Raw genomic sequence first — 14,025 nt, 5'->3', positions numbered from 1 at the left:
ACGGGCCCCGGTCAAGCGTTGGCGTTGGTCCTCTTTATCGTCGTGATCCCGTAAATCGGGCCGTCACGAGAACCCGCCCGGCCTAACCTGGGCCCGCGGCCACAGGTACGTCACCAGCTCCGCGCTGAACGGTGTCACTTGAGGTAGGCCCATGACGCGGCGGCAACCGCGATCAGAATGCACAGGCGGATGGTCCGGGGCGTGCTGTCGACCACGTCCCGGATCACCCGCGCCACCTCCCCGATCCAGGATCCGAACTCCGGGTCGCGAAAACGCTCCCTGCGACCGTGCCCCCCGCTTTCGCGAGGCCGAATAACTGTCATTGCCGCCTCCCCCCGATATGTAAAGGCCGGGCGGAATACCATTTCCCGTTCGGATCGGCCGATGGCCGCGAGAATCCCGCAGTGTCACCGCACCGACCCGGCGGGAGGGATTCCGGACCTTCGGATTTCATGGTCACAGGTGACACACCGTGTACGCAATGCATTCGAGCGGCGTTCTAGGTCCCATACGGAGAGTGACGACAAAATCACCAGTCGTCTATCTGCTTACGCCCGCATTTGTCCCGATAAGTGCGTTTATCCGCCCGAAATGTCCGGCCGGCTTTTCCGGAAATTGGGAGAGCCGCGCGACACGCCGTCCTTTGAGGGGTGTGTCGCGGTAGCACTGCGTGTCACCATCCGTGGCCCCGCGCACGCTCGGACGGCCGCGAGCCGGAGTGCCGATTCACAGCGCACATTCAGTTACGACTCAGCTACGCCACAGGGATGCTCTAGTCGCAATACTCACCCAGCGCATCCAGTACATCACACATCGTCATATCGACGGTAGCCGTACAGTCACCAGCCAATTCCGAGGCGTGCGAAGTTAACGCACGGTTAAACCGAGATCGCCAGTGTGCCTTTCGTAGCCGGAACAAGATCCATATCTCCGGCGGGACGAAGGGGCACACATATGAGTCACGGCCACACGCACGGTCACGACCACGCGCACGATCACACGCACGACCATTCCCTCGATCAGGGCGACATGGCCCAGGTCGTGGACATGTCGATCCCGGACAAGGAACTGTCCCCCGCGCAGGTCTCGCGTCGTGGGATGTTCCGGCGCGCCGGACTCCTCGGCGCCGGGATCACCGCGGCCGGCGTGCTCGGCACGCAGGGCCAGGCCGCCGCCGACTCCGCCAAGTCCTACGGCCGCAGCAACTGCGAGCCCAAGGACGGTTACCTCTGGCTCGCGGGCGACCACCACATCCACACGCAGCACAGCTCCGACGGCATGTACCGGGTCATCGACCACGTCCAGCACGCCAACGCGTACGGCCTGGACTGGATGGTCATCACCGACCACGGCAGCATCGCCCACGCCAAGATCGGTGTCGACAAGGTCAACCCCGACATCCTGGCCGCGCGCAAGGTCATCAAGGACACCCTGGTCTTCCAGGGCCTCGAGTGGAACATCCCCGGCGCCGAGCACGGCACGGTCTTCGTCGCCCCCGGCCGCAACGAGGTCGCGACCCTCAAGGAGTTCGAGAACTCCTTCGACGGCTCCGTCAAGAACGCCACCTCCAGCACGCCGCAGAACGAGGCCCTCGCGATCGCCGGCCTCAACTTCCTGGCCGACGCGGTCAAGAGGCGCCGCGTCGACGACGCGCTGTTCCTCGCCAACCACCCCGCCCGCAAGGGCCTCGACTCCCCGCACGAGATCCGCGGCTGGCGCGACGCCCAGCCGACGATCGCGGTGGGCATGGAGGGCGCCCCCGGTCACCAGGCCGCCGGCATCCCCAAGCCCCAGGGCCCCGGCAGCGGCCGCGGCTTCTACGACAGCTCCCCGAGCGCGGACTCCTGGCCCGGCTACCCGCTCGAGAGCTACAAGACCTTCGGCGGCTTCGACTGGATGACCTCCACCGTCGGCGGCCTGTGGGACAGCCTCCTCGCCGAGGGCAAGACGTGGTGGATCACCGCGAACTCCGACTCGCACACCGTCTACCAGGACGCCAGCGTCCGCGGCCCGGGCAGCGACTTCGAGGCCAACGGCCGCTACAACGACCCGGTCTATGGGGGCACCCCGGTGCCGACCCAGGGTGACTTCTGGCCGGGCTACTACAGCCGCACCCACGTCGGCGCCGCGAACTTCGGCTACGGCGCCATCATGGACGCCATGCGCGCCGGCCGCATCTGGGTCGACCACGGCGGCCTGATCAGCGGCCTCATCGTCCGCGCCCGCACCTCGGACACCCGCGGCGTGACCCTCGGCGGCACGCTGCACGTCCGCAAGGGCAGCAAGGTCGAGATCTCCATCGAGATCACGCTGGCGAACCGTCCCAACTGGGCGAACGAGATCCCGACGCTCGCCCGCGTCGACGTCATCCAGGGCGACGTGACCGGCCCGGCGTCGAACAAGGACACCTTCACCACGCCGAAGACCAAGGTCGTCAAGTCGTACGAGGTGAACAAGAACACCGGCACCGTGCGTTTCACCTACCAGGTGGGCGCGGTCGACCGTCCGATCTACGTGCGCCTGCGCGGCACCGACGGCAACCGCTCCGCCCAGGGCCTGCTCGGCGCCTCGGTCGACCCGCACGGACCGGCGATCGACGTCTTCGGTGACGCCGACCCGTGGCACGACCTGTGGTTCTACAGCAACCCGATCTGGATCCTGCCCCGCCGATGATTCTGGGCCTCGACTCCGGATCGCGTACGGTCGCGGAGGCCGAGCACCTTCTCCACACCGTGGTGGAGGCGCTCGGCCTGCCGGAAGACACGGTCGGATGCACCCACTTCGTGCGGACCGACACGCCTCACGTGGCGTGCTCGCTCACCGTTTCCGGGCGGGTCGACCTGGACGCCCTTCCCGCGGGGGTTTCGGCCTCCCTGGGCGAGAGCCGTACGGGCTCGGGGGCGGACGGCGCGGCGCTGGCGGCCGAGGAGCACGAGTCACGGGCCGGCGGGCGGGTCGTGCTGTTTCCCGGGCGGGACGCGCTCGTGGGCACGCTCACCGTGGGCGAGATGCTCGAGCGTTCGGTCATCGACCAGGTGCTCGTGCTCGCCCATGCCGAGCCCCCGTCCGGTGACATGACGGTGGCCACGAACGATCACGTGCGTCCCGTCTGGCAGAACGGCCTGATGACGCTGCTCACCATGCCGGCTGTCGGCGGCAGGCTGATGCCCGCAGAAGTACCGAATCCGACACCCTGCTGCGCCGACCACTCCTGAGATCGCGCAGCGGCATTTGACCGCCGGGCACGGCGACCCGACCGCTCGCCGTGCCCGGCCTCCCCTTTCTACGGGCGGCCTCCCACGCCCCCGGCCAGTTCCCTGATCCGGTTCCACGGCCGGGCGACGGAGGCCAGCGGAGGCGTGGCCATCCCGGCCCCCTCGTGCACGCCCTCGATCAGCTCGCGCACGGCATCGATCCCCGTACGGCGGGGCCGCCAGCCGAGCTCGTCCCAGGCCCGGGTGACGTCCATGACCGGAATTCGCAGGGCCATCTCGACCAGGCCGGGCGACGACGGCACCAGGCGCATGTGCCAGCCGGCCGCGATCGCCGACCTGACCAGCCATGGCGGCACCGGGACACGGCGCGCCCCCAGCGCCTCGGCGAGCACCGCCGGATCGAGGACGGGATCCGCCGCCAGGTTGAACGCGCCGGAGACCGGCCGGGTCACGGCCAGCCGGTAAGCCTGCCCGGCGTCGTCGGAGTGCAGCGCCTGGAGGCGCAGACCGGGGATGTCCGGCACGAACGGGATGAGGCCCGGCCGTACCAGTCTCTGAGGGACGAACGGGCCTCCGAACAGCCGCCGTTGCTGCGTGGCCGACTCGCGCTTGAAGATGAAACCCGGGCGCATGCGGACCACCCGGATGCCTGGATGATCCCGCTCGAAGACGTCGAGGACGCGCTCCACGTAGGCCTTCTCCCGCGAGTACGCCGCGTTCGGCCATCCGTGCGTGGGCCAGCCCTCGTCGACGGGATGGTCCTTGGGCCCCGGCGAGTAGGCCCCGACGGACGACGCGTGCACCAGCGCCGGCACGTGCGCTTCGGCGGCCGCACGGAAGACCCGGATGCTTCCGGTCACATTGGCCTTCCAGGTGACGACGGGATCATGCGTCGGCTGGAACAACCAGGCCAGGTGGATGACGGCGTCGGCTCCGGAGAAGATCGGGTGCAGGTCGTCGGAGCGCACGTCGGCGGCGCGCCATTCGGTCTTCACGGTCTGCCAGTCGGGCCGTCGGCGCGCGACCCCCACGATCGAGGTCACCGCCGGTTCGGCTTCGAGCGCCGAGACGACACTCGTTCCGACGTTGCCTGTAGCGCCCGTCACAACAATCCGCATAGATAATGCGTTTCCGGACAAATCGGGCGGCAAACGGGCTGCGGACCCGCGTGCCGCCCGACCGGCATTTCGCCCATTGCGGAACTGAACAAAAGGTGCGCTTTGGCAAGGCCGGGGAATCCTGTGATGGTACGGGAATACCGATACCTAGGAGGATCAAGTTCTCATTCTGGTCAGAGAGGCGGCAGGGGAAGATGGCTCAGATCGTCGGAGGCGGACGGCCCGTCAATGACGCCGAAAGAAGGGTCATCGCCCACCTGCGGGACAACGCCCCCGATGACTGGCTGCTGCTGCACAACATAGAGATCCCCCGCGGCGCCGACCTGTTCGAGGTCGACATCGTCGTCCTCACCGGGCACTCGCTCTGCGTCATCGACGTCAAGGGGGCCCGCGGCCGCTTCGAAGTGGACGGCACCCGGTGGTTCCCCCAGCACAGGGAGGCGTTCGGCTCCCCGGTCGCCAAGCTCAGGGGCACCGCCCGTGCCCTCAAGGGCGTGCTGATCGACGAACACCGCGAGCTGGAGCGCCTCTACGTCGACAACGTCGTCGTGCTGACCGCGCCAGGGGCAGTGCTCATCGACCCGAGCGGCAGGGACGCCCGGCACGTCACCGACCTCGCCGGCCTCGTCGACATCCTCAGCGACGTCTCCCGGGTCAGGCACGGCTGCAGCCGCGACGCCACGCCGTACAGGACCGCGGTGATCGAGGCGCTCAACGGAAGCGTGCGCCGCCCGACCGCCCCGCCGCGATTCGGCAACTGGGAGGTCGAGGAGCAACTCGGCGGCGACAGCCGGGTCACCGAATACCGCGCGGTCAACGCCACCGCCCCGACCAGCGAGACCGTGCTCCTGCGGGTCTACCGCGCCGATCCCATGGCCGAACAACACCGGCGCGTGGCCGAGCAGCGGCGCATCGCCAACGCCTACCAGTCGCTGGCCAAGATCCCCCCGCATCCCTGCGTGGTGCGCTCCCGCGACTTCTTCGCGATCGACGACGAGAGCCGGTTCGTGCTGGTGCTCGACGACGTGCACGGCCAGGCGCTCCACCTGCACCTGACCGGCCGCCCGCTGACCACGGAAGCCAAGCTCGACGTGCTGGAGGACATGCTCCAGGGCCTGGCCCACGTGCACGCCAATCGGGTCATCCACAGGGCGCTGACGCCCGCCTGCGTGCTCGTGACCGAGAACGGCCACGCCATGCTGACCGGCTTCGACTACGCCAAACCCGGGCCGCGCAAGCACACCGTCGCCGGCGAGCTGCCCAACATCCTCGACACCCACTACGTCGCCCCGGAATGCCGCGCAAGGCCCGACCGGATGACGCCCGCCTCCGACGTCTACTCCGCCGGGGTGATCGCGTTCCAGCTGCTCACCGGGCAGCTGCCCTTCCCCGACTCGGACGGCGAAGCCCACGCGGGCGCGGTGCCGCCCGAGGTCATGGACCTGGTACGGAGCATGCGCGACCACACGCCGTCCAAACGCCCGGATGCCGCGACGGCCCGCCTCGAGTTGCGGCAGGCGAGAAAGGTCCACATCCGCGAGGAAGGCACCCGGCTCAAGCGGCCGATCTTGTGGGATCGCCTGCGGGCCGTGTTCCGCCGGTCCTCCCGATGATCGATCACGTCGGGACCTTGGCCCCTACAGCGGCCGCGGGCGCCGCGTTAGCGTTCGTCACATGATTCGGGTTTTCCTCGTGGACGACCACGAGGTCGTCCGGCGAGGCGTCGCGGCTCTCCTCGAAGCCGAAGACGACATCGAGATCATCGGCGAGGCCGGAACCGCGGAATCGGCCCAGGCCCGCATTCCCGCGCTCAAGCCCGACGTCGTGGTGCTCGACGTGCGCCTGCCCGACGGGAGCGGCGTCGACGTCTGCCGCGAAGTGCGGTCGAAGGTGCCCGACTCAGCCTTCCTGATCCTCACGTCGTTCGCCGACGACGACGCGCTGTTCAACGCCGTGATGGCCGGCGCGTCCGGATATGTGCTCAAGCAGATCCACGGATCAGACCTCGTCGGAGCGGTCCGCACCGTGGCGGCAGGACAGTCGCTGCTCGACCCGCACACCACGGCCACCATGCTCAGACGCCTGCGCGACCAGGCGTCCAGAAAGGATCCGCTGGCCGCGCTGTCCGACCAGGAACGGCACATCCTCGAACTGATCGGTGAGGGGCTGACCAACCGGCAGATCGGCGAACGGCTGTTCCTCGCGGAGAAGACCGTCAAGAACTACGTGTCCAACCTGCTGAGCAAGCTCAGCATGCAGCGCCGTACGCAGGCCGCGGCGCTGGCGGCCCGCTTGAAGGCCGATCGCCAGGAATGACGGGACCTTTGCCCCTAATCCATGGTTCCGTCTCGCACGCAGGCTTGATCACATGAAGCTCGACTCGGCAGGCCTGGAAATTCTCACGCGAGACGAGTGCCTCGACCTGCTGGCTTCCACGCCGATCGGCAGGATCGTCTTCACCGACCGGGCACTTCCCGCCGTGCAACCGGTCGCCTTCTGCATGCTCGACGGCAACGTGATCATCCGTACCACCGTCGACTCGAAGGTCGCGGCCGCCGCCAGGAACGCCGTCGTGGCCTTCGAGGCCGATCATTTCGATTCCGCCCGCCGCATCGGCTGGTCGGTGACCGCGGTGGGGCACGCCCACGCGGTGGAGGAGCCCGACGAGATCTCCCGTCTTTCGCTGCTGCCCCTGACCCCGTGGGTGCCCGAGAACAACAACCACTTCATCGTGATGGCCCCCCGCGAAATCTCCGGCCGCCGCGTCCGTAATTAATCACCACCCAAGCCTTGTGGTGATCATGCAGAACTTCGGTGACATGCCGCGCGAGCTGCCAAAACCCTTCCCGTGATCATGCAGAAGTTCGACGACACACGCCGTGAGCTGCTGAAACACATTTCGTGATCATGCAGTAGTTCGCCCGCAGCCCCGCCTACCTGCATGTACGCACTCCGTGATCATGCACAACCTGGTTATGCATGATCACGAACCACATATGCCCAGCTCAGCCGACCATGCGCCGAACTTCTGCATGATCACGGGAAGGGTCCGCCCAGGTCACCCTGCCCCCTGGCGAACTTCTGCATGATCACCACCATGAGGGCAGGGATCACACCCAAGGGGGGGCTTGTCAGCGGGGTAGGGGGACGGACCAGGAAAGACGGGTGCCACCCTCGGCGGGCGACACGACCTCGAAGCCGCCGCCGAGCCTCCGGGCGCGCTCCTCCAGATTGCGAAGACCGCTGCGCCGTCCGCCTTCGGGGATGCCCATGCCGTTGTCGCGGACGACGAGGGTGAACCGGCGGTCCGCCACCTGGACGTGCACGTCGGCGCGGCCGGCCTTGGCGTGACGGACGATGTTGGACAACGCCTCCCTCAGCACCGCGAGCGCCTGTTCGGCGATCTCGCCGGGAACCTGGTTGTCCAGCTGGCCGTCCATCCGCAGGCTGGGCATGAAGCCGAGCCGTGTGCCGCTCTCGTCGACCAGGCTGACGATGCGCGAGCGCAGCCCACCCAACGTGTCGAGCGGCGCCTGCAGGGCGAAGATGGTCGAGCGGATGTGCCTGATCGTGTCGTCGAGCTCGTCGATCGCGTGGCGGAGGCGGACGCTGCCTTCCGGCCGTTCGACCATGCGGACGATGCTGGTCAACCCCATGGCGACCCCGAAGAGGCGCTGAATGACCACGTCGTGCAGGTCTTTGGCGATGCGGTCCCGGTCTTCGAGCAGTCTGAGGCGTTCGGCGTCTCGCCGCGACTCGGCCAGCTCCAGCGCGATGGCCGCCTGGCCGGCGAAGGAATGCAGCATCCGCGACTCCGCCTGGTTGAACGGCGCGGACCCGGCCTGTTTGAACACCGTCAGCACTCCCCGCACGGCGCCGGGCGCGCCGATCGGCACGACGAGGACCGGGCCCGGCCGTATGCCTCCGGCGACCGCGGCAGGCATCTCCGCTTCGGCGAAGTCGGCCACCGCGATGGGATGTCCGAGGGTGAAGACCCTGCCGCCGAGCGACCCCTCCACGGGGACCTCGGCGTGCGCGATGTTGTCGGCCTTCGGACCGTCGGCGATGACGATGCGCAGCCTGGTGCGATCTTCTTCGGGCAGCAGCACGGCGGCGACGTCGCCGCCCGTCATCTCCCGGGCGCTCCGCGCCATGAGGGCGAGCACCTCCGGCGGGGACACCTCGCACAGCAGGCTGGTCGTGACCTCCGACGACGCGTGGAGCCACGTCTCCCGGCGCCGGGTCGCCTCGAACAACCGGGCGTTCTCGATCGCCACCCCGGCCGCGCAGGCCAGCGTGCTGACCATGGCCTCGTCCTGCTCGTCGAACTGCGCGCCGTCCAGCTTTCCCACGAGGTGGAGATGGCCGAAGACCTCACCCCGGACGCGGATCGGCACACCAAGGAAGGCCCGGGAGGCCACACGGCCGAACCCGTCGAACCCGGGCAGCTCCCTCATGTGGGCCAGCCGTACCGGCCGAAGCCCCCCTGCCCCCGCCCGTTCGAGTGCGCACAAGGCGTGTTCCAGCCCGGCGATCTCGTCGCGGGGCACGTCCACAGAGGTGAACCACACCGTGCCGCTCTCGTCGCCCGCCCTGGTCAGGGCACCGCAGCGGGCCGCGGCGAGGATGGTCGCCGACTCCACGATCCGGCGGGGAACCGATTCGGGATCGAGGTCGCCGCCGACCGTGACGACGGCTTCCAGCAGGGCGTTCACGTGATCGCGGGTGGACAGGGCGGGGCCGAGCCGCACGTGCAGCTCCGACAGCAACTCATCCAGCCGCATCGGGGGGACGACCGGGCTTCGCTCCCTTCCGCCCATATCCGGATTGTCCCACCTGCGCATTTCACCACCATCCCGAGGGGGTAATGCGTCGGCAGGGCCGGGCCACGATGATGGTCATGTGCGCGCTCGTCCGGTCTCCCCGTCCCTTCTCGTCGACGAGCTCGCGGACCGCATCGCCTCAGCGCCCCGGGACGCCTGGGTGCGGGTGGCCGTCGACGGCGCCCCGCCCGCCCACCCGGAACGGCTGGCCGACGATCTGGTCGCTCCCCTGCGCCTGCGTGGGCGGGAGGTTCTGCGCGTGTCCGCCGCCGACTTCCTGCGCCCGGCCTCGTTGCGCCTGGAGTTCGGCAGGACCGATCCCGACGTGTTCTACGCAGAATGGCTGGACGTCGCCGGGCTGACCAGGGAGGTCCTGACTCCGCTCGGGCCGGGCCGTACGGGCCGGGTCCTTCCTGCCTTGTGGGACAGCGCGAGAGATCGCGCGACGCGCGCCCCCTATGTGACCCTGCCTCCGGGCGCCGTCATGCTGCTCGACGGCGCGTTTCTGCTCGGCCGCGACCTGCCCTTCGACCTGACGGTGCACCTGTCGATGTCCCCGGCCGCCCTGGCCCGGCGTACGGCCGAGTCGGACCGGTGGACACTTCCGGCCTACGACCGGTACGAGCACGAGGCGGAGCCCACACGGACGGCCGACGTGGCGGTCCGCGTGGAAGATCCCCGCCACCCCGCGCTGATCACCAGTTGAGGCTCACATCCCGTACGCCTCCAGCAGGCGCAGCCACACCTCGCTCACCGTGGGAAACGCCGGTACGGCATGCCAGAGGTCGTCCAGGGGCACGCTCGCGGTGACCGCGATCGTCGCCGCGTGGAGCAGCTCGGCGGCCCCGGGAGCCGCGAACGTCACGCCGAGGAGCACCTTCCGGCGTTCGTCGATCACCGCCTTGGCCCGGCCCGCGTAGCCCTTCCCCAGGAGCGTGGCGCCCGCGACGGCGCCCATGTCGTATTCGACCGTCCGCACCTCGAAGCCCTCCGAGCGTGCCTGATCCTCCGTACGGCCGACGGCGCACACCTGCGGATCCGTGAAGATCACCTGGGGCGATCCGAGGGCGTCGGCCCGGTCGCGCATGCCGGGACGGTCGTCCGCTTCGCCCCTGGCCCGGGCGACGATGACGTCTCCGCAGATCCGGGCCTGATATTTGCCCATGTGGGTGAGCAGGCTGATGCCGTTGACGTCCCCCACCGCGTACAACCAGCCGTCGTCGACGCCGGTCGCCCGCATGCTGTCGTCGACGCGCACCGGGCCGCGGTCGTCCAGGCCGACGGCGGACAGGCCGAGATCACGGGTGGCGGGGTGCCGCCCGGCGGCGACGAGGATCTCGTCGGCGGTCAGCACGTCACCGCCGGACAGATGCACGGTGATCTCGCCCCCGGGCACCGGCCGTTCCACGCGCTCGACGGTCTCGCCCAGCCTGATCCGCACTCCCTGCTCGGCCAGGGACCGTGCGACCAGCTCGCCGGCGAAGGGCTCCACCCGTTCCAGGAGGCGGTCGCCGCGGACCACCACGGTGGTCTCCTTCGCGCCCAGCCCGTGGAGGGCCTGCGCCATCTCGCACGCCACCACGCCGCCGCCGATCACCAGCAGCCGTTCCGGCACCGAGCGCACCCCGGTGGCCTCCCGGTTGGTCCACGGCCCTGCCTCGGCCAAGCCAGGCACCGGCGGGATGACCGGGCTGCTTCCGGTCGCGAGGACGACCGCGTGGCGGGCGGTGAGCGTGCGGGTCTCACCCCCGGCGGAGACGACCTCGACCTCGCGCGGCCCGGTCAGGCGGCCGGAACCGCGCACGAACGCCGCGCCCACCGAGTCGATCCAGCCCACCTGGCCGCCGTCGTCATAGCCGGAGACCTGCTCGTCGCGCCAGGCGAGCACGTCGCCGACGTCGAGGTCGCTCACCGTGAGACCGGGAACCCTGCTCGCCTCCCCGGCGAGATCGAGCGGGCGCAACAGGGCCTTGCTGGGGATGCAGGCCCAATAGGAGCACTCTCCTCCCGCCAGCTCTCTCTCGACCACGGCGGCCGTGAGCCCGCCACGGGTGACGCGGCCCGCGACGTTCTCCCCCGCCGGCCCCGCCCCTATCACGATCACATCGAAGACATCAGGCATGGTCGCCTCCCAACTCGTACGGCTCGGCATATCCCTGCCAGTCTGGCGTCATCCGCCGACCCGAGGCGCCCCACATCAGCACAGGCCGTACATTTTTCGCATGAGCAACCTGGAGCGGGACCCTCAGGAGACGGTGAGCGTGGGAACGGCCACGGAAGGCCCGGTATGGGAGCTCCTCACCGGCCGTGACGTCGTTCTCGGAGGCCCCCGAGGCATGAAGGTCACCCGGACCCTCCCGAACCGGCAGCGCCGGATGGTCGGAGCCTGGTGCTTCATCGACTACTACGGGCCGGAGACGGCCGTCATGCGCCTGCCCCCGCATCCCCACACCGGCCTGCAGACCGTGAGCTGGCTCATGCAGGGCGAGGTCCTCCACCGCGACAGCGTCGGCAGTGAGCAGCTCATCAAGCCGGGCCAGCTCAACCTGATGACGGCCGGCCGGGCGATCTCCCATTCGGAGGAGTCGCTGAGCGAGGCCGTGTTGCACGGGGTGCAGCTCTGGATCGCCCTTCCCGACGGGCAGCGTGCGGTGGAGCCGCACTTCGAGCATCACGCGGCGCTTCCCACCCTGGGCAACCCAGGGGCGAGCGTGACGGTCCTGCTCGGAGAGCTGGACGGCGCCTCGTCGCCCGCACAGACCTACACGCCTCTGGTCGGAGCCGAGATCAGCCTGGACGGCGATGCGGAGATCCGCCTGCCGCTGCGGCCGGGCTTCGAACACGCCCTGCTGGGCCTGTCCGGCACGATCGACATCACAGGGGACGACGACGGCGCGCAGACCCTGGAGCCGGGACCGCTGCTCTACCTCGGGTGCGGCCGCTCCCACATCACGCTGCGCGCCCGCCGCCCCGGCCGCGTGCTCCTGCTCGGCGGCGAGCCGTTCGAGGAACAGATCATCATGTGGTGGAACTTCGTGGGCCGGACGCCCCAGGAGATCGCGGCCTACCGCGAGGAGTGGGCCACGGGCACGGCCTTCGGCACGGTCGAGGGATTCGACGGCGCTCCGCTGCCCGCGCCCACGCTGCCCGTCACGCCGATCAAGCCCCGCGGCCGCCACGGCTAGCCCGCCGCCTGGCGGGTAACGCTCTGGCATGACCACAGAAAGCGATGCACTGGCCGATCTCGATCCGTTCGAGATCTTCGACGACGAGGCCCGGCGGCTGGACCGGTTCTTCTCCTCGCTCGACGACCAGGGCTGGTCGCGGCCGTCCCGATGCGCGGGGTGGTCGGTCCGCGACGTGCTCGGCCATCTCGCGGGCGAGGAACTCTACAACCAGGCCTGCCTCGACGGCGACCTCGAGGGCTTCTTCGACATGCTGGCCCGCGAAGGCGTCGGCGGGGGCTTCGAGGCGTTCAACGAGTGGTGCGTACGGCGGCGCCACAACCGGCCCGTCGAGGACGTCTTAGAGGAGTGGCGCACCAAGAACGCCGAGACGCGCCGGCGGATGCGGGCTCTCGGCCGTGACGCGATGCTCAGCACCTCCGCCGGGCCCTATCCGGCGGGTCTGCAGGCCTTCCACTACGACTCGGAATACGCCACCCACGCCGACGACGTCGGCGCGCCCGTCACGCAGGAGGAGGCCGAGGCCAGGCTCGCGTGGCGGGCGCGGGTGAGCGAGTTCGTGCTCGACGAGACCGGTTCGCCCGCCTTCGTCGAGCCGGAGGGCGATCGCATCGCGGTGTCGGTGGGCGACGTGGAGGCGCGGCTCACCCCTGCCGACTTCGTCGAGGCGACCGTGGGCAGGCTGCCCGCGGATCATCCGATGGACCCGCGGGTGCGAAACGCGCTGCGCTGCCTGGCCTGAGAGGAAACCCTTGTTCACGAGCATCCTCGGGACGCGACTGCGCTGGTACCAGGCGGAAGGCTGGGTGTTCGACCCCGTCAGCGTCGGGCCGGACATCATCGAATACACCATCAGTGAGGGCCCACATGCCGGGCGGCATGCCGTCCAACGGACCTTCTACCAGCGGGTCGCTCCAGGAATCGAGACCACGGCCTGGTACGAGGAGAGTGGTGCCATCGTTCATGTCACGTGGTATTTGGAGACACGGACATCGCACCGTTTCGCGGCCATCCCCGCTTGGCTGGCCGAAGATTTCACCGCCTATCGGGGTGACAATCAGGATCCCGCGTTCATCGAGAAGATCAGGGACCTTACGGCACAGGGTCCGGACTGGCCTCGGCACATCATGGACGACGATGGCTACTTCGAGGTGCTCTGACTCGCGACGGCCTCGCTCGGCGGCACATGCCGCCGAGTTCTGGGATGGTCTCCGCGCCCTCACCTGGGGCGCGGAGACCCGGGTAATAAATCGACCTGCGGGCCGTCGGCACGGAGTGTGCCGTCCCCCGCGCCGTCACCCGCCGCGGCGGCCCGTCGCACCGGGAGCCTGCGCACGGCCGGTACGGCCGGCCACGGGCGAAGGCGCAACGCCAGGGGCAGGACCACGGCCAGCACCACGACCAGCACGGCTCGCGCGCGACTCCGGCTCACCTGGGGACGCGGGGCCTGACCGGACGCCCGAGGTCCGCCTGCCCGTGCGATGTGCCCCAGTCCGGGCCGCCGCCGCTCCGGATGGCGCACCGGATGAGGCGCCGAGTCGCGGAGCGAGGATCGCGGCGAGATGGACGGGACGGCGAGGCGCCGGGGCGCGGGCCTGACGGGCGCGCGGCCCGCGCCGCGAGGGGCGACGGGCCTTCTGAGGCGGTCGGACGACCGCCGTCTCGCCGGCGGGCCGACAAGCCG

14 protein-coding genes are annotated in these 14,025 nt (G+C 69.6%); 9 read left to right on the top strand and 5 right to left on the bottom strand.

Going from position 1 to position 14,025, the window contains the following annotated elements; translation table 11 throughout:
• Positions 1 to 134: 134 nt before the first annotated feature.
• Entirely contained in the window at positions 135 to 323 is a 189-nt protein-coding gene (locus Pth03_RS03580) for a hypothetical protein (protein ID WP_203942641.1), read from the bottom strand.
• Positions 324 to 954: 631 nt separating this feature from the next.
• Here Pth03_RS03580 and Pth03_RS03575 point away from each other — a divergent pair.
• Together Pth03_RS03575 and Pth03_RS03570 are read left to right on the top strand one after the other, a co-directional pair.
• Complete coding sequence (locus Pth03_RS03575) at positions 955 to 2,673, top strand: PHP domain-containing protein (RefSeq protein WP_203942640.1); 1,719 nt, start codon at positions 955 to 957, stop codon at positions 2,671 to 2,673.
• Positions 2,670 to 3,215, top strand: a complete 546-nt coding sequence (locus Pth03_RS03570) for a hypothetical protein (RefSeq protein WP_203942639.1) — start codon at positions 2,670 to 2,672, stop codon at positions 3,213 to 3,215. The genes Pth03_RS03575 and Pth03_RS03570 overlap by 4 nt, the downstream gene beginning before the upstream one ends.
• Before the next feature lie 68 nt (positions 3,216 to 3,283).
• Here the strand turns inward: Pth03_RS03570 and Pth03_RS03565 are convergent, their stop codons facing one another.
• Complete coding sequence (locus Pth03_RS03565) at positions 3,284 to 4,321, bottom strand: NAD-dependent epimerase/dehydratase family protein (protein WP_239118728.1); 1,038 nt, start codon at positions 4,319 to 4,321, stop codon at positions 3,284 to 3,286.
• A gap of 206 nt (positions 4,322 to 4,527) precedes the next feature.
• Between Pth03_RS03565 and mads6 the strand changes: the two genes are divergently transcribed.
• The 3 genes from mads6 (at position 4,528) to Pth03_RS03550 (ending at position 7,109) form a co-directional block, all read left to right on the top strand.
• Positions 4,528 to 5,946 (top strand): methylation-associated defense system protein kinase MAD6, encoded by a 1,419-nt coding sequence (gene mads6 / locus Pth03_RS03560; protein ID WP_203942637.1) that lies wholly within the window; start codon positions 4,528 to 4,530, stop codon positions 5,944 to 5,946.
• Positions 5,947 to 6,007: 61 nt separating this feature from the next.
• On the top strand, positions 6,008 to 6,649 hold the full coding sequence (locus Pth03_RS03555; RefSeq protein ID WP_203942636.1) for a response regulator: 642 nt from the start codon (positions 6,008 to 6,010) through the stop codon (positions 6,647 to 6,649).
• 52 nt (positions 6,650 to 6,701) lie between these two features.
• On the top strand, positions 6,702 to 7,109 hold the full coding sequence (locus Pth03_RS03550) for a pyridoxamine 5'-phosphate oxidase family protein (protein WP_203942635.1): 408 nt from the start codon (positions 6,702 to 6,704) through the stop codon (positions 7,107 to 7,109).
• Between the two features lie 355 nt (positions 7,110 to 7,464).
• Here Pth03_RS03550 and Pth03_RS03545 read toward each other — a convergent pair whose 3' ends face one another.
• Complete coding sequence (locus tag Pth03_RS03545) at positions 7,465 to 9,153, bottom strand: GAF domain-containing sensor histidine kinase (RefSeq protein ID WP_203942634.1); 1,689 nt, start codon at positions 9,151 to 9,153, stop codon at positions 7,465 to 7,467.
• Between the two features lie 82 nt (positions 9,154 to 9,235).
• Between Pth03_RS03545 and Pth03_RS03540 the strand changes: the two genes are divergently transcribed.
• Positions 9,236 to 9,862 (top strand): nucleoside/nucleotide kinase family protein, encoded by a 627-nt coding sequence (locus Pth03_RS03540; protein WP_203942633.1) that lies wholly within the window; start codon positions 9,236 to 9,238, stop codon positions 9,860 to 9,862.
• A gap of 3 nt (positions 9,863 to 9,865) precedes the next feature.
• Here the strand turns inward: Pth03_RS03540 and Pth03_RS03535 are convergent, their stop codons facing one another.
• Entirely contained in the window at positions 9,866 to 11,278 is a 1,413-nt protein-coding gene (locus tag Pth03_RS03535; protein ID WP_203942632.1) for a dihydrolipoyl dehydrogenase family protein, read from the bottom strand.
• A gap of 100 nt (positions 11,279 to 11,378) precedes the next feature.
• Between Pth03_RS03535 and Pth03_RS03530 the strand changes: the two genes are divergently transcribed.
• From Pth03_RS03530 to Pth03_RS03520, 3 genes are read left to right on the top strand one after another with little or no spacing between them, the layout of a single operon-like run.
• Positions 11,379 to 12,341 (top strand): pirin family protein, encoded by a 963-nt coding sequence (locus Pth03_RS03530; protein WP_203942631.1) that lies wholly within the window; start codon positions 11,379 to 11,381, stop codon positions 12,339 to 12,341.
• Between the two features lie 28 nt (positions 12,342 to 12,369).
• The gene (locus tag Pth03_RS03525; RefSeq protein ID WP_203942630.1) at positions 12,370 to 13,083 is read left to right on the top strand and encodes a maleylpyruvate isomerase family mycothiol-dependent enzyme; all 714 of its coding nucleotides are present in this window, start codon (positions 12,370 to 12,372) and stop codon (positions 13,081 to 13,083) included.
• Positions 13,084 to 13,093: 10 nt separating this feature from the next.
• Positions 13,094 to 13,501, top strand: a complete 408-nt coding sequence (locus tag Pth03_RS03520; protein WP_203942629.1) for a phenolic acid decarboxylase — start codon at positions 13,094 to 13,096, stop codon at positions 13,499 to 13,501.
• Positions 13,502 to 13,560: 59 nt separating this feature from the next.
• On the opposite strand, the gene Pth03_RS03515 is transcribed toward Pth03_RS03520, so the two are convergent.
• Positions 13,561 to 13,773, bottom strand: a complete 213-nt coding sequence (locus Pth03_RS03515; protein WP_203942628.1) for a hypothetical protein — start codon at positions 13,771 to 13,773, stop codon at positions 13,561 to 13,563.
• Positions 13,774 to 14,025: the final 252 nt, after the last annotated feature.

Source organism: Planotetraspora thailandica (genome assembly GCF_016863335.1).
In the GTDB taxonomy this organism is placed as follows: domain Bacteria; phylum Actinomycetota; class Actinomycetes; order Streptosporangiales; family Streptosporangiaceae; genus Planotetraspora; species Planotetraspora thailandica.
This window is presented reverse-complemented; position numbering and strand designations above follow the sequence as displayed.

What these genes read in the sequence shown, in the direction of transcription:
- Pth03_RS03580 (WP_203942641.1), bottom strand. Translation starts at nt 323, where the DNA reads ATGACAGTTATTCGGCCTCGCGAAAGCGGGGGGCACGGTCGCAGGGAG.
- Pth03_RS03575 (WP_203942640.1), top strand. Translation starts at nt 955, where the DNA reads ATGAGTCACGGCCACACGCACGGTCACGACCACGCGCACGATCACACG.
- Pth03_RS03570 (WP_203942639.1), top strand. Translation starts at nt 2,670, where the DNA reads ATGATTCTGGGCCTCGACTCCGGATCGCGTACGGTCGCGGAGGCCGAG.
- mads6 (WP_203942637.1), top strand. Translation starts at nt 4,528, where the DNA reads ATGGCTCAGATCGTCGGAGGCGGACGGCCCGTCAATGACGCCGAAAGA.
- Pth03_RS03555 (WP_203942636.1), top strand. Translation starts at nt 6,008, where the DNA reads ATGATTCGGGTTTTCCTCGTGGACGACCACGAGGTCGTCCGGCGAGGC.
- Pth03_RS03550 (WP_203942635.1), top strand. Translation starts at nt 6,702, where the DNA reads ATGAAGCTCGACTCGGCAGGCCTGGAAATTCTCACGCGAGACGAGTGC.
- Pth03_RS03545 (WP_203942634.1), bottom strand. Translation starts at nt 9,153, where the DNA reads ATGGGCGGAAGGGAGCGAAGCCCGGTCGTCCCCCCGATGCGGCTGGAT.
- Pth03_RS03535 (WP_203942632.1), bottom strand. Translation starts at nt 11,278, where the DNA reads ATGCCTGATGTCTTCGATGTGATCGTGATAGGGGCGGGGCCGGCGGGG.
- Pth03_RS03530 (WP_203942631.1), top strand. Translation starts at nt 11,379, where the DNA reads ATGAGCAACCTGGAGCGGGACCCTCAGGAGACGGTGAGCGTGGGAACG.
- Pth03_RS03525 (WP_203942630.1), top strand. Translation starts at nt 12,370, where the DNA reads ATGACCACAGAAAGCGATGCACTGGCCGATCTCGATCCGTTCGAGATC.